This is a genomic window from Aquirhabdus parva (assembly GCF_003351745.1).
In the GTDB taxonomy this organism is placed as follows: Bacteria; Pseudomonadota; Gammaproteobacteria; order Pseudomonadales; family Moraxellaceae; genus Aquirhabdus; species Aquirhabdus parva.
Genome location: NZ_CP031222.1, coordinates 3,336,340 through 3,357,574 on the forward strand (window position 1 = coordinate 3,336,340; position 21,235 = coordinate 3,357,574).

Annotated in this window: 22 protein-coding genes; 13 read left to right on the plus strand and 9 right to left on the minus strand. The window is 48.8% G+C overall.

From position 1 onward, the window contains the following. The first annotated feature begins 223 nt into the window (after positions 1 to 223). Positions 224 to 2,113 carry a M4 family metallopeptidase gene (locus HYN46_RS15095; RefSeq protein WP_114900155.1) on the plus strand — a complete coding sequence of 630 codons (1,890 nt, stop codon included), beginning with the start codon at positions 224 to 226 and terminating at the stop codon, positions 2,111 to 2,113. A gap of 92 nt (positions 2,114 to 2,205) precedes the next feature. On the opposite strand, the gene HYN46_RS15100 is transcribed toward HYN46_RS15095, so the two are convergent. Then, entirely contained in the window at positions 2,206 to 2,610 is a 405-nt protein-coding gene (locus tag HYN46_RS15100) for a PaaI family thioesterase (protein ID WP_114900797.1), read from the minus strand. Positions 2,611 to 2,804: 194 nt separating this feature from the next. Here HYN46_RS15100 and HYN46_RS15105 point away from each other — a divergent pair, with 194 nt between their 5' ends. From HYN46_RS15105 to HYN46_RS15125, 5 genes are all read left to right on the plus strand, one after another. After that, positions 2,805 to 3,239 carry a PaaI family thioesterase gene (locus HYN46_RS15105; protein WP_114900156.1) on the plus strand — a complete coding sequence of 145 codons (435 nt, stop codon included), beginning with the start codon at positions 2,805 to 2,807 and terminating at the stop codon, positions 3,237 to 3,239. A gap of 209 nt (positions 3,240 to 3,448) precedes the next feature. Next, entirely contained in the window at positions 3,449 to 3,970 is a 522-nt protein-coding gene (locus HYN46_RS15110; protein ID WP_114900157.1) for a MarR family winged helix-turn-helix transcriptional regulator, read from the plus strand. A 111-nt stretch (positions 3,971 to 4,081) separates the two neighbouring features. Beyond that, positions 4,082 to 5,572 carry an efflux transporter outer membrane subunit gene (locus tag HYN46_RS15115; protein WP_114900158.1) on the plus strand — a complete coding sequence of 497 codons (1,491 nt, stop codon included), beginning with the start codon at positions 4,082 to 4,084 and terminating at the stop codon, positions 5,570 to 5,572. A 32-nt stretch (positions 5,573 to 5,604) separates the two neighbouring features. Then, the gene (locus tag HYN46_RS15120; protein WP_114900159.1) at positions 5,605 to 6,804 is read left to right on the plus strand and encodes an efflux RND transporter periplasmic adaptor subunit; all 1,200 of its coding nucleotides are present in this window, start codon (positions 5,605 to 5,607) and stop codon (positions 6,802 to 6,804) included. After that, positions 6,801 to 8,357 (plus strand): DHA2 family efflux MFS transporter permease subunit, encoded by a 1,557-nt coding sequence (locus tag HYN46_RS15125; protein WP_114900160.1) that lies wholly within the window; start codon positions 6,801 to 6,803, stop codon positions 8,355 to 8,357. The genes HYN46_RS15120 and HYN46_RS15125 overlap by 4 nt, the downstream gene beginning before the upstream one ends. Before the next feature lie 230 nt (positions 8,358 to 8,587). Here HYN46_RS15125 and HYN46_RS15130 read toward each other — a convergent pair whose 3' ends face one another. The 3 genes from HYN46_RS15130 to HYN46_RS15140 all read right to left on the minus strand — a co-directional run bounded on the left by HYN46_RS15130 (position 8,588) and on the right by HYN46_RS15140 (position 10,637). Next, positions 8,588 to 9,001 (minus strand): nuclear transport factor 2 family protein, encoded by a 414-nt coding sequence (locus HYN46_RS15130; protein ID WP_162818248.1) that lies wholly within the window; start codon positions 8,999 to 9,001, stop codon positions 8,588 to 8,590. Positions 9,002 to 9,366: 365 nt separating this feature from the next. Further along, complete coding sequence (locus tag HYN46_RS15135) at positions 9,367 to 9,870, minus strand: DinB family protein (protein WP_114900162.1); 504 nt, start codon at positions 9,868 to 9,870, stop codon at positions 9,367 to 9,369. A 119-nt stretch (positions 9,871 to 9,989) separates the two neighbouring features. Continuing rightward, positions 9,990 to 10,637, minus strand: coding sequence for a TetR/AcrR family transcriptional regulator (locus tag HYN46_RS15140; RefSeq protein WP_114900163.1), 648 nt, complete (start codon positions 10,635 to 10,637; stop codon positions 9,990 to 9,992). Between the two features lie 72 nt (positions 10,638 to 10,709). On the opposite strand from HYN46_RS15140, the gene HYN46_RS15145 reads away from it, so the two are divergent. Together HYN46_RS15145 and HYN46_RS15150 are read left to right on the plus strand one after the other, a co-directional pair. Then, the gene (locus HYN46_RS15145) at positions 10,710 to 11,831 is read left to right on the plus strand and encodes a DUF2306 domain-containing protein (RefSeq protein ID WP_114900164.1); all 1,122 of its coding nucleotides are present in this window, start codon (positions 10,710 to 10,712) and stop codon (positions 11,829 to 11,831) included. A 231-nt stretch (positions 11,832 to 12,062) separates the two neighbouring features. Beyond that, the gene (locus HYN46_RS15150; protein WP_114900165.1) at positions 12,063 to 13,310 is read left to right on the plus strand and encodes a S41 family peptidase; all 1,248 of its coding nucleotides are present in this window, start codon (positions 12,063 to 12,065) and stop codon (positions 13,308 to 13,310) included. On the opposite strand, the gene HYN46_RS15155 is transcribed toward HYN46_RS15150, so the two are convergent. Beyond that, positions 13,282 to 14,175, minus strand: a complete 894-nt coding sequence (locus tag HYN46_RS15155; RefSeq protein ID WP_114900166.1) for an AraC family transcriptional regulator — start codon at positions 14,173 to 14,175, stop codon at positions 13,282 to 13,284. The genes HYN46_RS15150 and HYN46_RS15155 overlap by 29 nt on opposite strands. 224 nt (positions 14,176 to 14,399) lie before the next feature. On the opposite strand from HYN46_RS15155, the gene HYN46_RS15160 reads away from it, so the two are divergent. Beyond that, on the plus strand, positions 14,400 to 14,993 hold the full coding sequence (locus HYN46_RS15160) for an NAD(P)H-dependent oxidoreductase (protein WP_228254829.1): 594 nt from the start codon (positions 14,400 to 14,402) through the stop codon (positions 14,991 to 14,993). Between the two features lie 120 nt (positions 14,994 to 15,113). Here HYN46_RS15160 and HYN46_RS15165 read toward each other — a convergent pair whose 3' ends face one another. Further along, positions 15,114 to 15,308 (minus strand): hypothetical protein, encoded by a 195-nt coding sequence (locus tag HYN46_RS15165; protein WP_114900168.1) that lies wholly within the window; start codon positions 15,306 to 15,308, stop codon positions 15,114 to 15,116. A gap of 258 nt (positions 15,309 to 15,566) precedes the next feature. Here HYN46_RS15165 and HYN46_RS15170 point away from each other — a divergent pair, with 258 nt between their 5' ends. After that, positions 15,567 to 16,145, plus strand: a complete 579-nt coding sequence (locus HYN46_RS15170; protein WP_162818249.1) for a TetR/AcrR family transcriptional regulator — start codon at positions 15,567 to 15,569, stop codon at positions 16,143 to 16,145. A 22-nt stretch (positions 16,146 to 16,167) separates the two neighbouring features. On the opposite strand, the gene HYN46_RS15175 is transcribed toward HYN46_RS15170, so the two are convergent. The 3 genes from HYN46_RS15175 to HYN46_RS17365 are packed head-to-tail and all read right to left on the minus strand — an operon-like array spanning position 16,168 to position 17,874. Beyond that, positions 16,168 to 17,283 (minus strand): pyridoxal-phosphate-dependent aminotransferase family protein, encoded by a 1,116-nt coding sequence (locus HYN46_RS15175; RefSeq protein WP_114900170.1) that lies wholly within the window; start codon positions 17,281 to 17,283, stop codon positions 16,168 to 16,170. Positions 17,284 to 17,339: 56 nt separating this feature from the next. Then, positions 17,340 to 17,714 carry a hypothetical protein gene (locus tag HYN46_RS15180; RefSeq protein ID WP_114900171.1) on the minus strand — a complete coding sequence of 125 codons (375 nt, stop codon included), beginning with the start codon at positions 17,712 to 17,714 and terminating at the stop codon, positions 17,340 to 17,342. Then, positions 17,704 to 17,874 (minus strand): hypothetical protein, encoded by a 171-nt coding sequence (locus HYN46_RS17365; protein ID WP_162818250.1) that lies wholly within the window; start codon positions 17,872 to 17,874, stop codon positions 17,704 to 17,706. Before HYN46_RS17365 ends, HYN46_RS15180 begins: the two co-directional genes overlap by 11 nt. A gap of 428 nt (positions 17,875 to 18,302) precedes the next feature. Here HYN46_RS17365 and HYN46_RS15185 point away from each other — a divergent pair, with 428 nt between their 5' ends. The 3 genes from HYN46_RS15185 (at position 18,303) to HYN46_RS15190 (ending at position 21,184) form a co-directional block, all read left to right on the plus strand. Continuing rightward, positions 18,303 to 19,274 (plus strand): DMT family transporter, encoded by a 972-nt coding sequence (locus HYN46_RS15185; RefSeq protein WP_114900172.1) that lies wholly within the window; start codon positions 18,303 to 18,305, stop codon positions 19,272 to 19,274. A gap of 187 nt (positions 19,275 to 19,461) precedes the next feature. Further along, complete coding sequence (locus tag HYN46_RS17370) at positions 19,462 to 19,737, plus strand: hypothetical protein (protein WP_162818251.1); 276 nt, start codon at positions 19,462 to 19,464, stop codon at positions 19,735 to 19,737. After that, complete coding sequence (locus HYN46_RS15190; RefSeq protein WP_114900173.1) at positions 19,676 to 21,184, plus strand: hypothetical protein; 1,509 nt, start codon at positions 19,676 to 19,678, stop codon at positions 21,182 to 21,184. The genes HYN46_RS17370 and HYN46_RS15190 overlap by 62 nt, the downstream gene beginning before the upstream one ends. Positions 21,185 to 21,235: the final 51 nt, after the last annotated feature.

Genomic DNA, 21,235 nt, shown 5'->3' on the forward strand with positions numbered 1-21,235 from the left:
AAACATGATCAAGGTAAATAACTTTAATACTTGATATTCACAATCAAGCATTAAGAGAGTTTTAGATACCGAGATAAGGATCAGCCGCATTGTTGCGACGTACCCACGCAGCAGTGCACAGATCAACAGAAGTTTTACCCAAACTTTCCAACCAGTCACAGTTGGCAGAGATATACCCATCATCTGTTAGTCATGTACTGGAACATTACAACATGGAGTTCTTATGAAATCTCGTATTAAAGTACTTTCTGCTGCCGTTATGTTATTAGCAGCACACCAAGCAACCGCAGGCGACACAAAAAATCAGGCCGCAATTGATCGCGCTCTGGGAGTGATTCAGCAAAATAGCAGTACGTTTAAGCTCTCGACCGCAAGTTCATCGAGTGCTAAAGGACTGGGAATCGCATCCGATGCCCTCCCTACAAACACAACGTCTGGGGACCAATTCAAAGCCAAGGATGTGATTGTGGATCGCGATGGCACCGAACATGTGCGTTTTAATCGCTTCTACAATGGTATGCCCGTGATCGGTGGGGATACTGTCGTCCACTCTTACCATGGACAACTCAAGCATGCGAGCCTGTCACAAACAGCCCCGATTAATCTGACACAGGGCACAACGGGTGCGGGCATTACTGCGGGTGATGCAAAAGCCAATATTACTGCGGCGACAGCCAAGAGCATTGCAGTAAAAAACTTTGGCGGGACGGTTAAAGAAGTACTGACTCCAAAACTGGTTGTATTTGCACGCAATATTAAACCGACACTCGCATACCAAGTCAGTGTATCAGGTGAAGAATCAAGCTTGACCAACTCAGCGCAAAAATCACCTAAACTCTCGTTGTTATACATCGCTGCGAACAGTGGCGCGCTTATCGGTCGTGATGAGCAAATTCAACACATGTCAGCACCGCCAACCACCCCGCCATCAACCACACCCGCCTCAGTTGTTGCAACAACAGGAACGGGGAAGACGTTACTGATCGGCAATGTGACCCTCGATATCGGAAAATCGACCGATGCCCTCAGCCAGACCACAACCTATTATTTGATCGATCCAAGCCGCGGCAACGGGCAGGTGAAAGACGCCAAGAATGTCGCACCGCCGACCACGACAACGGGATACGACAACCTGACCAAAAGCGCCTCTTCATTTTCAAAATCAACCAATACTTTTGGCTCGGGTACAACCAGTGATCGAGCTTCAGCCGCCACTGATATCGCCTATGGCGTAGCAAAAACATGGGACTTTTACAAAACCTTAGACCGTAAAGGCATCTTTAATGATGGCAAAGGAGTAACCACTTACGCCCACATCGGTACGAACTACTTTAATGCGTTTTGGCAAGACTATACCAAGAGCATGTACTACGGCGATGGAAACAGCGCAAATGGAACTACCGCCGTTGTCGCACTGGATGTTGCAGGTCATGAGATGAGCCATGGCGTAAACAGCGCCACAGCAGGCCTTGCATATGACAAAGATGCAGGAGGACTCAATGAAGGCAACTCAGACATCATGGGAACGCTGGTTGAATTCTATAGTGCAACCACCGCTCACCCTGCCAATTACCTGATTGGTGAAGATCTATACACGACCAAAACCAATGCGGATGGTACGCCCAAAGCAATGCGCTATATGTTCAAACCGAGTCTAGATAACTTCCCCATCCAGCTCAGTGATGGTACAACAACTAACTTTGGTTCATTTGACTGTCTACCCGCAGGTGGATTTGCCAATCCAAAAATCCTTCAATTGAAGCCTGGCGCTTACAACGTCAGTTCCATTGATGCCTATGACCCGCACAACACATCAGGTGTTGCCAACCATTTCTTTTATTTGGTCACTGAAGGTGCCGTCGTTCCGACTGGATTTACGAGCAAACTCACTGCCAAAGACCTCGTCTGCAATGGCGATACCACAGTGAAAGGAATCGGTCGGGATAAAGTGGCTAAAATTTGGTACAAAGCCCTGACCCAATATTTCACATCAGGGACTACCTATGCACAGGCCCGTACGGCAACGCTGAATGCCGCAACCGATCTCTACGGTGCGACATCAGATGAATATAAAACGGTCGCTGCAGCGTGGAGTGCAGTGTCTGTCAATTAATGAACTTCTTCATCGCCTTAACTTAAAACAAAAAGCCACGTGATTAACGTGGCTTTTTGCTGAGAACAATCTATCACCATCCAGCGCACACTCTACACCTTCACAATCGTCCCCTGCGCCACCGCACAGAGCTTTTCCACACCTTGTGCGTCAACCGCATAGATCTCGCATTTGCAGACCGCCTGCTGTTTCCCCGCATGGAGACTCTCTGCTCTAGCAATGAGTCTCTCCCCGATAGCGGGTCTTAGATAATTGATCTTAAATTCCGATGTCACCGCATCGCCCAGCACTGATCCACCCGCAAAGGTCAGCGCATTATCAGCCAGATAACTCACCACGCCGCCATGAGCAAAACCATGCTGCTGTTTAAGAGTATCTGTCAGACGGAGTGCAAGTTCCGCTTTGCCAGACTCAAAACGAATCAGCTCTGCACCCAACAATTGACTAAAGGGCTGCGACTTCAAAATAGTCTGTGCAAACGCTTGTAGATCATCCATAGACATCACCTTCTCTTAAGAAGATTCAATTCATATCACAACCTTTCATTGCGGTCTGCCCATTTGGTCAAACTGACCAGTCATTGAATAAATTGACAACGCCTCAGGCTGAGCATACTCTTTTTAGAGTAGATTCTTTTTTAGAACTATATCGCATCTTTGTATATCCAATTTTTTACAGTGAGTCCATCCAGATGAATCCTAAAGAAATGACTGGCCTTGAAATTATGACGGCTTTTGGCAAAGGACTATTTCCCAAACCAGCGATTGCAGATACGGTCCCGATGGAGCTCCAAACCATTGAGCATGGTCGCGTGGTGTTTATTGCCACCGCCAATAAAACGCACACCAACCCACTGGGCGGTGTGCATGGTGGTTTTGCTGCAACCGTGCTGGACTCAGTGACTGGCTGTGCAAGCCATACTGTACTCGCTGCAGGCGAAGGCTATGGCACGATTGATCTGAATATCAAAATGTGCCGCCCGATTCCGTTTAACCAGCCGATGATTGCGGAAGGCAAAGTCATCAATACGGGACGTAATCTGGTGATCTCTGAAGGGTCGATTCGCGATGAAAGCGGCAAGCTCTACGCCCATGCCACAGCGACCAATATGATTATTCGCCCATAACGGCAGAAACCTCGGCTGCTATACGTCATAGCGTCTTGTAGAGCAGACGCCCATGAGATCACCCTAAGTCACCCCCATCGGCACGCGTCTTTGATGAAAACGCTGCCGATACAATACTTTCCAGAAAGTAAACTGACCAGTCATCAAATTCTGAACCAAATGTTCAAAATAGTTCTCAAAATAATAGTTACATATGGTACTATTTCATAATGAACAAATCCAAACGCCTTAACTACGCAGAGACTCGTGACCGGATTGAACGCTCCCACAGCCTTGTGACGGGTGGACCTCTGGGCACGATCCAGATCAACTTATTGATCAAATACAACGGCTGGCTGCTGCATGAATTCTTGGGCAAGACCTTACAAGAGTTCAATCTCAGTACTGCGGGCTATATCACTATGCACTTGATTAATAGCGCCCCCGATCAGATCGCCAATCCTTCTGACCTGACTGTATGTACTGGGGAAACCCGCGCCAATATGACACGCATCAGCGATGAGTTGGTCGAACGCGGCTTGTTGCGCCGTGTAACCAATGAACATGATCGCCGCCGTGTCGATCTGTCACTCACGGATGAAGGGAACGCGTTGCTCAAGCAAGTCGTGCCGCATGCCCGAGCCCGAGGCAAAGCCATTTACGGTGTGTTTGATGATGAAGAGCTCGCCATGTTTGAAAAGTTGCTGCTCAAACTGCTGCACTCTTTAGAGTTACGCGTTGCAGGGCAATAAAAGTCTCTTGAGTCGTTTTTAAGTCGCTATCCAAAGTGGCTATACAAGTTTTCAAAACGAAAATCGCCCTTAACAGGTTGAATTGTCGTTTATTTTGCAAAGGTCGTACGTATGAACGATATATCTGGAACATCTCGATTCAAGCCCGCACTCACCTGGGCACCGCTGACCCTCGCGATCCTGATCGCTGGCTGCGCGTCATTACCGGATGCAGATCCCGCCCCACGGTTAAACAATGTCCACAGCACAGACTTTGTCCAAAGCACCACTGGACAATGGCCTGCGGCGACTTGGTGGCAGGATTTCCAAGACCCACAGTTGAATCAATTGATCGATCAAGCGCTCAAAGGCTCTCCGAGTATTGCCGTCGCCCAAGCACGCGTGTTTCAAGCGCAAGCAGCGACCGAAGGCGCATCGGCCAATCGCGGCATGAAGCTGACTGCAGATGCCTCGGCCAATGCCAGCCAATACTACACGCGCATCAACAAAAACAACGTCCATCTGCCGCCGATTCAGGAAAATCTGACTGGGGGGAATGCGTTGGCATCGTTGAAGCTGTCGTATGACTTTGACTTCTGGGGCAAGAACCGCAAAGCGCTGGAAGCTGCGCTAGGCCGTGAAGCCGCAAGTCGTGCGGAGGCCGCGGGTGCTGCTGCATCATTGTCGGCCAGCGTAGCCAGCACCTATTTTCAGTGGCAGATATTAAACCAGCGCATTGCGGTGCAAACCCAGATCGCAGGTTATCAACAGCACTTGCTCGACATCGAATTGAAGCGTCAGAAAGCAGGATTGTCTTCGGGCAATGATGTGGCACCTCTGCGCGCCAACGCCGCGCTGCCACAACAAACCTTGGTACAACTGCAATCGCAACGTGATGAAACGCTATCGCAGCTTAAATCTCTGGTTGCCAGTGGTCAGGATTTTCCCGCCCTCACCGCCCAGCCACTGCCGAAGTTTAATGGCGAGCTCCCGGGTAATCTGCCACTGGAGCTGATCGCACGCCGTACCGACATCGTCGCTGCGCGTGATCGCGTGACAGCCTCCTTGAGTGACGTTGAATCTGCACGTGCGGCGTTCTACCCCGACATCAATCTTTCAGCCAATGCAGGCATCTCGCATTATCAATTCGGTAATTTGCTTGCCTTGACGCCGCTGCAAGCAGGGGTCACACCGGCGATCAGTCTGCCGCTGTTTGACTCGGGTCGCCTACGCGCAAGCTTAAACAGCAATCGCGCCGAAGTAGCTCTGGCGGTTGCCCAATATGACCAATCGATTCAAAACGCGGTCAATGAAATCAACGATGCCGCACTGCATGTGCAAGGCGCTGACCATGAAGCAGAGCCTCTGCAACATCAACTACAAGCCCGTGAGCATGAACTGGCAAACACCCAGCGTCTGATCAAAGCCGGTCTGCAAGATGGTCGCAATCTGATGGGCATCCAGCTCAGCAAAGCCAACTTACAAGATCAAGAGATCGCACGTCAGGGGCGTGCCTTGCAAGCCCATGTTGATCTCATTAAAGCTCTTGGTGGTGGCTTTCATGCCCCACAAGAAACCACACAAGCAGACGCAAAGGTCACTGACCAGCGCGCGCATAACTAATCAGCAGCCTGCACACTATTCTGGAGAACACCATGACTGAACAGAACACCACTCCCGAGGCAGCTGCAACTCCTGCGGCACCTGAAACAGCACCCGCCAACGGCAAACGCAAACCGGTACTCCTCATCATCGCTGCAGTCTTTATCACGATTGCGGTGCTGTATGCCCTGTATTACTTCCTGATCGTCCAGTTCCGCGAAGGCACCGACGATGCCTATGTGAATGGCAATCTGGTTTATGTGAACACCCAAGTCAGCGGGACCGTGGTGAGCCTCGGTGCAGATGACACTCAATCGGTCAAAGCGGGTCAGATGCTAGTCACGCTGGAAGGGGCTGATAGCTCGGTTGGTTTGGCCAATGCCCAAGCTAGCCTAGCGCAGACCGTCCGCCAAACCCGTCAACAATATCGCTCATCCGATGAAGCCAGCGCAGTGGTCGCCCAGCGCCAAACTGACCTGACCAAAGTCACCGACGACCTGAATCGTCGTACACAATTGGCAGGTACGGATGCCCTGACTGGCGAAGACCTCGCCCATGCCCGTGCCGCAGTTGCTACCGCTAAAGACGCCTTGATCGTCGCGCAAAAACAACTTGAGTCATCACAAGCTTCGGTTGAAGGCACGACCTTGCGTCAGCATCCTGCCGTGCTGCAAGCACGCGCCCAATTCGTACAAGCGTATTTGGCCTCACAACGTAATGTGATTCCGTCTCCGATTGAAGGCTATGTCGCACGCCGTGCCGTACAGATCGGTCAACGTGTCACCTCAGGCACCAACCTGATGGCAATTGTGCCGCTCAACGGTTTGTGGATTGATGCCAACCTGAAAGAAACCCAATTGCGTAATGTGCGTATCGGTCAGCCTGTCAAAGTCACCACGGATGTCTACGGCGGTCATGTGGAATACCACGGTAAAGTCGCAGGCATTGCCGCAGGTACCGGTGGTGCATTCTCACTGTTACCACCACAAAACGCGGCGGGGAACTGGATTAAAGTCGTGCAACGTGTGCCTGTACGGATTGCGCTTGATCCCAATGATCTTGTTAAACATCCACTGCGTATCGGCATGTCCACCATCGTGGATATCGACACCCATAATCGTGACGGCTCGGTATTGACTTCACTGCCGATTGCCAATGTCCCGATGACCACGCCAGTCTTTGATCAACAGTTGAAAGATGCCAATGCCAAAGCGGATGAAATCATCGCCCATGAAGCAGGCAGCAACTCATGAGTAGCGCGATAGCGGCTGCACGCCCACCTCAATATATGACAGGTCTTCCGCTGATCATTTTAACGATCGCGATTGCTCTGGCCACCTTTATGGAAGTTCTGGATACGGCGATTGCTAACGTCGCCGTACCGACCATTGCAGGGAATATGGGGGTCAGTTCCAACCAAGGTACTTGGGTCATTTCCTCTTATGGTCTGGCTGCCGCGATGGCGGTTCCGGTCACAGGCTGGATCGCCAAGCGCTTTGGTGAGGTTAAGGTCTTTGTTGTCTCCGTATTCTTGTTCACCATCGCCTCAGCCTTATGTGGTTTTGCGCAGAGTCTGCCGGAACTGGTGGCCTTTCGCTTCCTGCAAGGCCTGGTCTCAGGTCCGATGGTTCCCCTATCACAGACTCTGCTCCTCTCCAACTACCCGCCAGAGAAACGCGGCACCGCCATGACCATTTGGGTCATGACCGTTGTAGTGGCACCCATCTGTGGCCCCTTACTCGGCGGTTATATCACCGACAATCTCACGTGGCCGTGGATCTTCTATATCAATCTGCCAGTCGGGTTATTGGCTGGATTTGTGGTGTTTACTTTACTGCGTAAAAAAGACACCCCAACCGAGAAACTGCCAATTGATGTGGTCGGCGGCATATTATTGGTCTTGGGTGTCGGCAGTTTGCAACTGATGCTAGATAACGGCAATGATCTGGACTGGTTTAGCTCCAATGTAATCGTGGGACTCTGCATCACGGCGGTCGTCGCGCTGACTTTCTTTGTCGCATGGGAACTCACCGATGATCATCCACTGGTTGATCTCAGACTGCTGAAGAAGCATAACTTTCGCTTTGGCGTGATTGCCTTGTCACTCGGCTTTATGATGTTCTTTGCGCTCACCGTGTTGTTCCCACTCTGGTTACAGACCGTGATGAACTACAACCCCAGTTGGGCAGGGATCGCGACCGCTCCCGTCGGGATATTTGCGTTGATTTGCTCGCCGATTGTCGCCAAAGTGCTAATGCCGCGTCTGGATTTACGCCTGCTATCCAGCGTCTCTTTTGTCATTTTCGGCATCACCGCATTCTGGTTTTCGACGTTTAATACCGAGACGTCAATCAACGAAATGATCCCGCCGCGTTTGCTGCAAGGCGTTGCCGTGGCATTCTTCTTCGTACCCGTCAATACCATCATTCTGTCGGGGATCGCCCAAAACCAAATGGCGGCGGCTTCGGGATTGTCCAACTTCTTCCGCACGTTGTCAGGCAGTTTTGGTACGGCACTGGTGGTCATGATCCTCGATCATCGATCCAAAGGTCACCAGATCCAGTTGGCTGAGCACGTGAACCCCACCAATCAGGCGATGTTTGATTATACGGGTCAGTTGCAAGCACTCGGCATTCCTCAAGGGGCCAGCTATGCCCAAATCCAGAATGTAATCGTGCAGCAAAGCACGATGATGGCGACCAGCGAGATTTTCTGGCTGTGTTCGATCATCTTCATTGCCTTGATTGGGGTGATTTGGTTGACCAAGCCCCCGTTCTTGGCTGGTGGTGCGGGTGGCGGTCACTAACGGTGATCTGATCTTAAAAAAATCAGTTGCATCAATACAAGACGGGTATCATCAATCGATGATACCCGTTTTTTTGACTGAAGCTTATTAATAAGATATTGATATTATTATAATTTTATAACATGTATTGCATAGTAAGGGCAATCACAGTGATTTTCCCTTACATAAAGCTCTCAAGCTATTATCTGCTTAACCACGAAGTGGATTCGGCTCGGATGCGTTGTTGGGCATCAATCAGCTAAGCGTTCAGGGATTGCCTTGAGCTTGTATACTTCATGGAAAAATAGGTCGGCTCGGTGTTGGTCAGAACAGAAATTGGTGACCTCTTTGATTTTTCCGTGCTCAAAACGAAATACTAGACACCAAGTTAAATCAAGGCCACTGCCAGCGGTACTCCAGCCTCGGTGGTGGTCTACGACATAATCTCCTTGCTCGGCAATGACCAATGGTTGGGCTTGAAATCCTGCTTTGCCCAACTGATCAAAGAAAGCTAATACCTCTTTAATGCCGTGCTTTTCACCCGCAAGAGGGTGATGACCAGGAATGCGCCAAATAATATCCTCGGCCATAACATCGCTGACCGCAGCGACGTTATTACTCGCATAAGCTTCGAACAAAGCACCAATTTTTTGAAGATTTGACACGAGAATCCTCCTGTGTGAGTGATGTGACGCCTAACTATTCATATCGGGCATAGGGTGACACTAAAGACTCAAATTTCTCAACGTAAGAGACTAATTTTATTAGAGGTGTTTAAAAGTCACTAATTTAATTCGATTAAAAACTATCACTGGACAAAAAGACTGTCAATGGCGGTTAAATGGAAGTTCATATACCAAAACAACTTTACCTAGTCAGTCTTTGCTCTTAACAGGTAAAGTATGCGTTGACACTGAGGCATACTCTAATTTCAATCAAATCAGAACCGCTTAAAATGAAACGGATATCATCAATCGATGCTATCCGTCTTTTTGCTTGGAGAATCTATAGTATTTAATCGACTCAGAGACTAATCATCTTTACGACGATGAAGCTCAGTATCATGCAAAAACTTGGTATAAATATCTCGAGGCGGAGCGATGGAAAGTTGCGCCAAAATACGTCCTACGGCACCCCGATGGTAGCCGCCATGCGTCACGATATGCGCCAGCATTTCCTCCCGCGTCATGTGTCCAAGATCGCCATCCACAAATGAAAATCGAATCGATTCACTCAAGCTTTCTGGAGAGATCTTGTCTACATACGCAATATACCAACCATCTGTTTCTGTGACAGCTTGATGGAGGTCTTCTAAAGTAGGCGTCTCTGGTGTATTAGTCGCAGTGTATGCATGGGTTGTTTGCTGTAAGTTTGCAACAAAGATGCGGTCAACCACATAGATATGATTCAAAATACGAATTGCCGAATGTAGCTCATCCTGATATTGAATAGGATCTAATACTTTTAGCGCGGCAAATAGCTCGGCATTTGCCCATGCTTTATAACGAAACAGAGATTGAATTAATGCAGACATGGGGTGAACCTATCAAATGACGTTTTTACAGATATATTGGAAAAAATCTCATCAACTCTTTCCTACTAGCCTACCTATTCTACTGATGCACACTCAATCCGAGATAGCCCTGTGCGAACTCATGCCAGCCCGCCCTTAATTCCCTGATCAATGGCCTGCTCTACTTTCTTCGCATCCGCCCCAAGCCCGACAAAGAAACGCTTTAATAATGGTTCAAGAACCTTAGGGATACTGCTACTCGCTTCAAAATATCCTGACAACTCCAGCAGCACGTAACCATGCGCTACCACCCACCACTCATTAGCAAGATGAAACGCATTACCCGGCTGTATGCTTCCTTCATCAATCAGTCGTTGAATCGCGCCCACGATCAGCTCAAGGGTGTATTTGCCTGTGTTTAAGGTTTCGGGTTTGACAGGCCGAAACTCTCCCAGTGCGATGGTACCAAACATGATCTTATACAGCGCAGGATGTTGTCTTGCATGCTGTAAATACGCTGCGGTCAAACACACCATATGCGTCAGTGCATCATCAGCGCCCTCAGCCTGCGTCATCTCCGCCTCAAGCAAACTAAAGCCAGAGAGCACCAGTTCATTCACCAGATTCTCGATTGATCCAAAGCGGGTATAGACCGACATGGTGGTCGTTCCGGCGGCGGCAGAAATCTTGCGCGTGGTTAAACTGCTTATGCCTTGTTCCGCAAGAAGCTGAGCGGCGGCATCGAGCAGTCTGTTTTTCATGGTGAGATCGGATTGAGTGATCGTCATACATCCTCTAAACAATATAACAACCGTTATAACATGTGTTATTATGACACAAATTGATCACGGTGACTGAAGATGAATCTCATACTTAAACGCCAAATTTCGACGTTCTTCTGGATATTGATCGCATTGATCAGCCTATTATACGGCCCAATGGCGATTGAATATTTTGCGCACTTCTTCACCCCGAATGCGCCCAAACTATGGCTGCATGTTTTTACATGGTTCGCGGGAGAGAAACATACCCAAGGCGCAGGTTCCGTTGAAGTCGTACAGCATACGGTGTATACGCACTCTCGCGTGTCCATGCTATTTCATACCGTAGCCGGCGGTACCGCTATTCTACTGGCATCGCTACAGTTTTATACGCCTTTTCGGAAAAAGTATCCGCACATCCACCGTACCATCGGTAAAGTCTTCATGACTATTGTGGTCATCTCCATGATCGGTAGCATCTCTTTTCTGATTGCGACAGGTCCAAAAGAGTCATTCAATGGCCTGCCCTTCTACCTACAACTGTGGATACTGGCTCTCGGCACGCTCACTTCTGCAATTCTGGGCGTGATTGCGATCATCAAGGGCCAACTCAAGATGCACCAAGCCGCCATGATCTTTTGTTTTGCCTTGCTCTTGTCTGCACCAGTGCTTCGAATTGAGTGGTTGTTTATCGGTGGATTACTCAATGTGACCCATCAGACCTCTAACTTTTTTAGCTCTTTGATCTTTGGTTATCTGGTCGTTCCTTGTGCCATTGCGGCAACCCGACTCACTGATTTTAGAAAATCCTCCGCTAGTTCACGCTTAACCTTCACAGCGGTGGATAAAGGATTGATAGGACTGGGCATCCTTGCCACATTAGCCATCGCGGCAAAATACAGGATGCAAATTGGAGAGCTGACCAATGTCACGATCTGTGTGATTATTTTGGCGGTAATGACGCTTGCGGCATATGGACTTGCATGGCGTGCATCAGTTCGCGCCCATAATGAAGTTGCCATCAAAGAGTGGCGGATTCATCTTTTGGCCTATTTCATTTCTCCCATTGTTTTCATCGTCTTTTGGCAAATCCTGTGTCAATTCACCACTGTGTATGAAGCCTTTGAAGCAACCAGCTTTACTGCACCGCCAATCGCCTTCGCGATCGGATATCTGTTTATGGCGATTTCGCGTTATGTGAAGCGTGCTCCGCTAGCTTAATGAGTAACATAGCCTTTACCTAAGCACGATCCAATGTCTAGGCATTACTTTTATAAAAAAAACTAAATATTATCTAATGCAAATAGATAAATGGACTATTTGCATTAATATCCATTCCAGTTTTGTCCCCTATGGTGTATTTATTGCCTATAGAATGCAGGTAATGACTGCCCACTAAACCGTGTCATTTTCTGCATCCACCATCAAGATCAGCCCACTGGAACCATAGTGATGAAAACGTGGACTCTCTCACGCCGATCCTTCGCTCGCGCCAGTATCGCTGCGCTTGCTGGACTCACCTTGCCACGTCTAACTTTTGGCGAACCTGCGCATGATGTGTCTAACGAAGAGGACTTTGATGAACTATGGAGCACACTCAAGGAACGCTACTGCTTCTTTGAGGACAAACATACCGATTGGGAGAAAGTTCGCACGCTTTACCGCCCCTTAGCCATCGCCGCTGAAACCGACGATGCCTACATGGCCGTATTAGGACAAGTCTTAAACGAACTCTACGATGCCCATACCCAACTGTCGAATGCCCCCGATGGCACACAGCGCGGACCCTTTTATGACCTGCTGGTTGAGCGGTTGGATGCTGGCACTCAAGGTGCTGTTCGCATCAAAGCGATCCGTGATGGGTCCGCAGCCGTTGATGCCGGATTGATGATTGGTGACTTGATCACGGAAATCGATGGGCAACCCACTGAGCATGTTGTCCAAGCGCTCATGCCCAAATGCCTATCGACTCCTGATCAAGCGGCAGATACTTACATCATCAATGTCGCCGTCTCGGGGCGGCGTGGGCAAGCCCGACGTTTTACCGTTGTTTCACGCCATCATCATCCGCGTGAAGTCCAACTCCCTTTTAAGAAATGGGTAGAATTACCGAATATCGAAAGCAAACGACTGGAAAATGATATTGGCTATATCGTCATACGTAGTTTTGCGGATAATGCCGTTTTGGATACATTTGATCAGGCTTTAAGTGATTTTCGTGATACCCGTGGTTTGATCATTGACGTGCGCAATAACGGTGGGGGTGATACAGCCATCGCTAAACCCATCATGGGTCGCTTTATCAGTCAGCCACGACCCTACGCCCTCATGCGTCGACGCGAAGGCGAAGGACTCAGTGATCCGTGGACAGAAATATTGGAGCCGCGCGGCCCCTTCACCTATACCCAACCTGTAGTCGTGCTGACCAGTCACTGGAGCGCCAGTATGGCAGAGGGCTTTCCAATGGGGATGCGCGGGATTGGACGAGCAACGATAGTCGGCACCCCAATGATGGGACTTGGCGCTGCCGTCTTCCCGATTCGCCTTGATCGTACAGGCATTCAAGCTCAGTACTCGGGCGAGCCTGTCTACGATACCCAAGATCGCCCACGCTGGCAGATGCGTCCAGATGTGGAAGTAGCGTATGGCGGTGATATTTTGGCGGCGGGGATTAGAACGCTGAAGAAGAAGACTCTCTGACTCGCTTAATATCACGTAACGGCGGTTCGCCAAACAACCGAGTGTATTCGCGGCTAAATTGCGAGGCGCTTTCATAGCCGACACGGATCGCCGCGCTACTGGCATCCACATCTTCATTCAACATCAGTTGGCGTGCATCCTGCAAACGCAAGTGCTTCACGTATTGCAAGGGGCTCATCCCAGTGACAGCCCGAAAGTGCTGTCTAAACGTGGATGGGCTCATATAAGCTTTCGCCGCTAAATCATCCATCGTAATATGGGTGGTAAAGTGCAGCTTCAACCACGCTATCACCTTAGCAATCTGCTGACTTGGTGCGCCCGCCGTCACCAGATGGCGCAATGTCGGTCCATGCTCTCCACTCAACAGTTGCACCACGATCTCTTGCTCAATCAGCGGAGCCAGTGAGGGAACCAAATACGGTTCATCGAGGAGACGAACCAATCGCGTCAACGCATCCAGTAGCCCCTGATCCATACTCACCACCGACATTGCCCGCACCGCAGATGCCTTTAGTGGTGGCAAAAAATTCATCACGGAAGCCACTTGGGCAATGATAGCTGCATCAAGTTCCAGCCGCATACCCAAATATGGCTCGCGAGCATTGGCTTGCGTCACATAGGATGCAACAGGCAAATCAATCGACGTGACCATCGACTGTTCAGGGCCATAATCAAAAATCTCATCCCCCAGCGTTACCCGCTTTCTACCTTGCAACGTGATCCCCAAGCCCAATCCATAAATGCACGGGATAGGATCGGAGGCAGCACTACGACGGTAGACCATCAGCATTGGAATCGACGTGCAGTAGTCTCCATCGCTTTGGGCAATTTCTTCAACCAACTGAATCAACGTACTATGCTGCATGATTTTCTCTTCTCTGCATATTTCATGGCTATTGAGCCAATGCCTATCTCTAATCCTAGTCTATCACCAACCGTCGACAGGTATTGCAAGGGCTGCTGATAACTCATCAGTTTAGGCAATAACCTGATCAAATCAGACAAACGAATAAATCGACTCTGCACCCACAATAACCATCAGCAAGCAGCATCCCTGATATCTGTGATTACCCATTTTTTTGAGGAATAATGATGAAAAACGTTCTGATTATTAACGCGCACCAATTTTATGAAGGCATTTCTTCAGGCAGCCTGAACCAGACATTGGTAGAGACCATCAAAGCAGACATGGAGCAACGCGGTCACACCGTGCAGCTTACTGATATTGAACAAGGTTACGATATCGAAGCAGAGGTGCAAAAACACGTCTGGGCAGATCTCATCATTCTGCAATCCCCTGTGTACTGGTTTGGGACTCCGTGGATCTACAAGAAATATGTCGATGAAGTCTTCACCGCAGGTCTCACTGATCAGCGCTTGCTGGTCGATGATGGCCGCACCCGCGAAGATCCAAGCAAACAGTACGGCACAGGAGGAAAAATGCAGGGGAAACAATACATGTTGTCTCTGACATGGAATGCCCCTGAAGAAGCCTTTGGCAATGATCAGCAAGTTTTGTTTGCCGGTAAGACAGTGGATGATGTGTTTGTCAGTAATAGCGCCAACTACAAGTTTTGCGGTGCTGAAGTTCTACCGTCCTTTTCTAGCTTTAATGTCATCAAACAGGCCGATGTTCAGGGTGATCTTGCAAAGCTACGCGAACACCTTGCAGCAGTCCTCTAATCTCACCCTACCAACGCTATCTAGTCATTTGGGCAGAATGTAATGGTTGCAACTGGATTTTGAGTATCAGATGCACGTTTATAAGCGCCATCTTGATGTGATCTGAATTCAAGCGATCCGTTAAGCCTGCGAAGAAACCGAGACCAACTTTCCAAACTCATTATAAGTCAGCACCTTGCCCATATGACTGACCCGAACCGCCTGTGCGGTATAGTCTACCAGACCGCCAAAGGCATTGATCGTTGCGGTCAGTTGACCATTCTCATTATGAATATGAAGCATTCTGCTGACTTGAGTCACACTAACAATAGACATACTTAATGATAAACCAAATATAAGATGTTAAATTTAAAGTGTTATTTTTAAAAATTTATAAAACAACACGCCGACCCATCTTTAATTCAGATTATTTTTTATTGTTAACAACTTATTATTACATCAATATAACAACGTTATAACTTCATTTCAATCCTTCCCCTATTATTCTTTTTTACAAAGTCAGTTCATTTGATAGATAATAAAAAAAAGGTGGAGGGTGAAGAATGAATGTCATCTCGAGAAAAAGAAAACCGCATGGATAGCAATACTATCGATCTGAGAAATAAGCTGATCATGACTGCACGTCTGGTGGTGCGGGAATCAGGTATGGTCGCCTTTAACCTGCGTATGATTGCTGAACGCGCTGAGACATCCACTCAAGCGATTTATACCTTATTTGGCGGTAAAGCAGGGCTGATTCTCGCGCTATATCAGCACTTTGTGGTGGAGCTTGAGCAACGCCTGCTGTTATTGGTCCCGCACTCCACCCCCATCCAACTGATTTATCAAACTGCACAAATTTACCGTGAGCAGGCACTTTCAGATTCAGAACTCTATCTATCCGCCACCACACCCATTGCAACTGAAGCCGATGTACTGGGAATGTTATACAACTCAAAAGTCTTCGCTTTGTTTACCAGCTTTATTGAACAGGCTACCGCCGAAAAATTACTCCTACCGACTGAAGACCCCAAAGCGATCGCAAAAATCTTATGGTCAACAGTCCATGGTGCAGTCCTCTTCGAACTCTGTACCCGCGAGCCTCATGCTCGAACCAATATGGTTAATGAGTTATTGCCCATATTGCTGCGTGGACTCGGTACATTCGCGTAGATACACCGAGCGTTAGTCACATCTAATTCGCCATCTGCTGTTCCAACTCCCTCAAGAACGCATCCAGACCCTCTGCCGTCATGTCCGCCATATGTGGAATTCGGAACGTCTTGTATTGATACTTTTGGATCAACTCCTGATTTAGACCTGCGTAGCCGACATCCATCAGATAGCCTTGCTCACGCATACGCTGCTTAAGACCCGCTAGATCAAAGTCCGCAGGCACACGAATGGCACTGACTGAAGGGCTGGCATCCGCCAAAGCAGGATAGAGCGATAAGCCCTGCTGCGTGATCCACGCCAACACCTGCGCCTGAAGCTGCTGATGGCGCGCAAAACGGTTTTCTATGCCTTCAATCTGGGTAATATAATCAAGCTGAGCATCCAGTTGATTCCACAAACTGCAATTCGGCGTGGTTAATACTTCATGCTTGCCAGCGGCAGTCAGATAGCGTTTTAAGTCCGTGGTATAGCCACGATTAGGCACCTGTTCAATCACTTGCCTGGCCACATCTTTACGTAGAAAGACAATGCTTAAACCCGCAGGCAGCCCCAAACACTTTTGCGTTGCGGTGATGTACGCCAAAGGTTTAGTTTGAGACAGATTGACCGGCGCACCAGCAAACAGACTCACGCCATCCACAATCACCTGCTTCCCCTGCTGTGCTGCCCATGCACAAATTACAGCCAGATCATTGGTCACGCCTGTCGAGCTCTCATTATGGGTAAAGACCAAAATCTCAGCACGTGCAACCTGCTCATCTTGTGCAAGCGTCGTCAGATCAATCGCCGTGCCAGCTTCAAACTGCACAAGTCCATGATTGGCTTTATCACAGCCCTGCGCGATCTTGGCGAACAGCTCACCAAACGCACCGACTGTCAGGAATGTACTACTGCCATCATCACGGATTAGAGAGCGAACGCAAGCCTCCATGGCGTTGGTGCCACTGCCATTAATCAGCAGACAGTCATATTCATCGCGGGTAGTTCCAGCAATGGTCAACAAGCGCTGAGAGATACGCTGATACAGTTCATGCGCAGCACTATCGCGATGTCCAAAGGCCGCATGTAGCTCAGGTCGTTTTAGCGCATCCCGCAGATTGACCGGTCCGGGGATCGCAATGGTTAAAGAGGTCATGAATGAATACACCTATACAAAATATGGAAAAAGTTAGTGCTCAACGTTTCGATGAACTATTCACGTAAAGCGTGAACGCGATACCAATAGTGATAACGCTGCTGGAAGCCTTGCATCTGGGCTAAGTGAATAGACGTGTGATCATGAGCCGCTATGTGCAAATCTGATGCTTGCGCACTTAGTCGTATTTCCCGAGTCATCACCACCATTTCACCTTCACGACCATAACCGCGCTGAGCCAGCCTTTCATCCGTAGCCGAATATGCGTGAAGTGAGATCAGCAGAAATAACGGATGAATATTTCGATTTAGGTGGAACGTCTCCAAGGCATCAATCTCGGCATGAGATAGATTCTTCTGGATCGTAATGGCGTGATCTTCCGCCAATATCGGCCATGTGCTGAATACCGTATGTTTAAGCTCAATCATCATGCTCACCTATCTTCGGTATCGGTGGTTTGAAGAAAGTATGCAATCCCCCGTTAACAGCGCACATCCCACCGACTTCAAACATGGTGGCATGTAGGGCACGACTAGAATTGGTCAGCGTGGAGATCAAGCGGCGGTTTGCGTTACGTTCAGTTTTCATCATTTTTCTCGCATAAAAAAAAGACCACGATTTAAGTCGTGGTCTTTGTGAAAATATTTTGCTGGGTTTGGTTAAGGCTTTAAACACTATCCTAAACATTCAGCCAAATTTTGACACGCAGACCACCGTTCCCCATGATTTCCCATGGAGACGGAGGCGCAAAATCGGACGTTGAATAGGTATGTGTTCATGCTTTGATCGTATGGTCAAAGATACTGCGCTGTCAACCGCCTTTAGTGGATTAATTCTAAATAAAAAAGATATTTTATAAGGTGGTTAAAATAACCCGTGCTCAGGAAACTGGGCATCTAGAAGTCATTCATCGAAGCCTAACTGAAGATCACATCTTGACCATTTAATCGTTTGGTCTGCTAAGATAAGTCACTGCATCACATCGTGATCTGCAAAACAAAATATGCAGAAAACGAACGATGCTGATGCTTATTTTCCCTGATCACGCCTCGGATCATGCGATGCATAAAGACTTCTCCAGCGGTGCAGGCTTTGCCCTGATCGCAGCGCTCTCTTGGGGGCTCACAGGCGTTTTTGTACGCTTATCGGGTCATCACACTGCATTAGAGGTCACCGCAGGACGCTTGCTGATCGGGCTAATCTTTGTCATCCCCCTGCTACTGATCATTCGCTCACGGATCAACTTTAAACTGAGCCCAACCATCTGGATCTTAGGCGTTTTGCAGGGTCTTTATTTTTTGACCGCGGTTATCGCCTTTCAGTTTGCCCCAATCGCCATCGTCGCCTTACTCATTAGTACGTCCCCTGTTTACGTCCTGATATGCCGCGCAATTCTAGGAGAACAAATCAATGGACGTGAAGCCTTGGGGGCGGCATGTGCCATCATCGGGGTCATTATCATCTGTATGACGGGCGTTCATCTCGTCACAAGCCAAATCACCCGCCCTTGGATTGGTTATATTTTTGGGTCACTGGCAGCATTATCCACAGCACTTTCTGCCGTCATCATTCATAAACAGCAGATTAGAGATCAGAGTCTGCCTTTAAAAATCGCGATGGTCTGTTTGGGATTTGGGGGAATCATTGCCGCAGGTATTGGGCTTATGTCTGGTCAGATCAGTTTACCCTTACACTGGTCTTTTCCAGAACTGCTTGCTATGTTCGCTCTCGCGTTGATCTCTACTGTATTGGCAACGCTATGTTATAGCGCAGCATCCCAAAGACTACCGCCTCTGCTCAACGTCACGATCATGCTATCAACGCCTATATTGGCCACGCTCTTTGCCTATATCTTTTTGGGAGAGCAACTGTCGTGGTCACTCGTTCCCAGTTGTGCTTTGATCTTGATCGGTGTAAGGATCATCGCATCTGCTAAGGTAACCCAAGGATTACAAAAACAGCTCAGCGAACAGGTCGATCAGGCTAGATGACTTTAGGGTGATATCCCGTCAATGTAGTTTGACCTTATCTTATAATTAATCACTTTTGTCGAACAATCCTTGCAAATGAACACCAGATCACAGATGATAGGCTGTCATCCTAGGCACCGCTCAACAAAAAAATCACGGTAGCCAAAGAGACCAACAACAAAAGCATCGCACTGATTGAAATCCCAATTTGACGGAAGGTCATGTGGTTTCACTCAGTGATACTCCACTCAATATCGCTGGGATCAAGCCATATAGAGCATGGGTAAAAGAGTTAAAACAAAAAAGTAAGGCCGCAACAACAAAAAAGCCGTACGGCAAAAAAATGCTGTGCAGCACCAAAACAATAAAGGACGATAATGATGGACGTAATAAAAGCAACGAGGAAACTCGTCTGTGTTTTGATGCCACTGTTTGCCGGGGCATTATGGGGGAATGTGGCGATCGCACTCACACCATTGACTGAACAAGCCATGCGTGATGAAACGGGGCAAGCCGCCTACTACACCAACTATATTGCCCCCTCCGGCTCAGGAACGGGCGCGACCACCTCCGACTTTGGCTTCTTCACGCTTGGACTCCAAGGCGAACTTGCGCTCAATACCAACATCCAGCATCTACAATTAGGCTGTGGTGGGGTGAATGGGCCAGGTTGTGACATCGATATCAATAATCTGAGCTTGAGTGGTAATCCAGGTAGTAACGGTTGCCCTGCAGGAGCCAGCCCCGCCAGTTGTGATGCGGTATTGACCAACCCATTCTTGCGTTTGGCGATTAAGAATCCCACCAGTCTATCAACACGGCAGATCGCAGGTGTTCAGTTTGGTGCTCAAAATGCCACGGGTCTGCTCCAGTCGGGTGATAATACGACAACAGCTAACGGGATCAACACCCTGTCCGGATATGTCCATGTTCAGTCTACCAGTGCAGCGAATACCTTGACGGGTACGATCAGTACGGCACCAGCAATATTCCCAGTCTACAATCCGGGAAGCGGACCTGCCAACTACACCATCAATGGACAGTTGACCGCTTTGGGTGGATTAGGGGCAACCGCCAACTTCACGCTGACCTCAGGCACGATCACCATTCCAGGATTCTCGGGGATCACCTTCAGTGTCCCTGCCCCAACCGTCAATGGATCACGCGTGACCGCCATTACCGTCAATCCTTCCGCCACACTGCCCAACGTGATTCTGGGCTATAACCCCGATAACAACGATTGCGGCGGGCTGGGCATTGGCGCGTGTAATCAGTATGGCACACCGACCTATAACTCAAACTACAGTGCTGCTGGTTCATCGGGCACTTATCCCAATAATGGCACTGTGGGTACGCAGGGGGGGCCTGTGGTCGCACAATCCACATCCTGCTTTGGTTTAGGCTGTCTGATCCTGCCTAATGGTGGTGTTGGTGATAATTTTAATGTACACATGTATGCCGCTATTCAGAATATTTCAGCTCAGGTGGCTTTTGTGCAACCGTTGGGCTTCGTCCACTCACTGCCGGTCAACTCACCGATCTCATTGAGTTTACAGCAACAAAGTATCCTCTGGCCCGGATCACCCAGTGATAACGTTGCCCAAAAAGGCTGGTGGCTTGGCGTGAATAACCCCGTCTATCTCGGTGATTTGAAGCCCAGCGCTCCGATCAACCTGTGCGCGGACCCAACCAGTGCGACAACCTGCGTTTTCCCGCAATTCGCGCAGCAATTCAATAACTATCTGGCAGGTCATGCGATTAATTCAAACGACCTTTTTGGCCTACTCTCTGGTGCCAACAACCCTAACTCATCAATCGGTGCACAAGTGGGTACGGTGGGCTTAACTCCTATCGCCATCACCTTAAACGGTGTGCAATTGAGTAGCCAAAATACCATTCCCAACTGCTATGGCAGTCTGAAGTTCTGCTGACCCCCCCATCGTGAGCGCGTGATCAGCACCGCTCACGATGGCGTCATCCTC

Coding starts and splice junctions, on each gene's coding strand:
- HYN46_RS15095 (WP_114900155.1), top strand. CDS start 224: ATGAAATCTCGTATTAAAGTACTTTCTGCTGCCGTTATGTTATTAGCA.
- HYN46_RS15100 (WP_114900797.1), bottom strand. CDS start 2,610: ATGGATGATCTACAAGCGTTTGCACAGACTATTTTGAAGTCGCAGCCC.
- HYN46_RS15105 (WP_114900156.1), top strand. CDS start 2,805: ATGAATCCTAAAGAAATGACTGGCCTTGAAATTATGACGGCTTTTGGC.
- HYN46_RS15110 (WP_114900157.1), top strand. CDS start 3,449: ATGAACAAATCCAAACGCCTTAACTACGCAGAGACTCGTGACCGGATT.
- HYN46_RS15115 (WP_114900158.1), top strand. CDS start 4,082: ATGAACGATATATCTGGAACATCTCGATTCAAGCCCGCACTCACCTGG.
- HYN46_RS15120 (WP_114900159.1), top strand. CDS start 5,605: ATGACTGAACAGAACACCACTCCCGAGGCAGCTGCAACTCCTGCGGCA.
- HYN46_RS15125 (WP_114900160.1), top strand. CDS start 6,801: ATGAGTAGCGCGATAGCGGCTGCACGCCCACCTCAATATATGACAGGT.
- HYN46_RS15135 (WP_114900162.1), bottom strand. CDS start 9,870: ATGTCTGCATTAATTCAATCTCTGTTTCGTTATAAAGCATGGGCAAAT.
- HYN46_RS15140 (WP_114900163.1), bottom strand. CDS start 10,637: ATGACGATCACTCAATCCGATCTCACCATGAAAAACAGACTGCTCGAT.
- HYN46_RS15145 (WP_114900164.1), top strand. CDS start 10,710: ATGAATCTCATACTTAAACGCCAAATTTCGACGTTCTTCTGGATATTG.
- HYN46_RS15150 (WP_114900165.1), top strand. CDS start 12,063: ATGAAAACGTGGACTCTCTCACGCCGATCCTTCGCTCGCGCCAGTATC.
- HYN46_RS15155 (WP_114900166.1), bottom strand. CDS start 14,175: ATGCAGCATAGTACGTTGATTCAGTTGGTTGAAGAAATTGCCCAAAGC.
- HYN46_RS15160 (WP_228254829.1), top strand. CDS start 14,400: ATGATGAAAAACGTTCTGATTATTAACGCGCACCAATTTTATGAAGGC.
- HYN46_RS15165 (WP_114900168.1), bottom strand. CDS start 15,308: ATGTCTATTGTTAGTGTGACTCAAGTCAGCAGAATGCTTCATATTCAT.
- HYN46_RS15170 (WP_162818249.1), top strand. CDS start 15,567: ATGGATAGCAATACTATCGATCTGAGAAATAAGCTGATCATGACTGCA.
- HYN46_RS15175 (WP_114900170.1), bottom strand. CDS start 17,283: ATGACCTCTTTAACCATTGCGATCCCCGGACCGGTCAATCTGCGGGAT.
- HYN46_RS15180 (WP_114900171.1), bottom strand. CDS start 17,714: ATGATGATTGAGCTTAAACATACGGTATTCAGCACATGGCCGATATTG.
- HYN46_RS17365 (WP_162818250.1), bottom strand. CDS start 17,874: ATGATGAAAACTGAACGTAACGCAAACCGCCGCTTGATCTCCACGCTG.
- HYN46_RS15185 (WP_114900172.1), top strand. CDS start 18,303: ATGCTGATGCTTATTTTCCCTGATCACGCCTCGGATCATGCGATGCAT.
- HYN46_RS15190 (WP_114900173.1), top strand. CDS start 19,676: ATGCCACTGTTTGCCGGGGCATTATGGGGGAATGTGGCGATCGCACTC.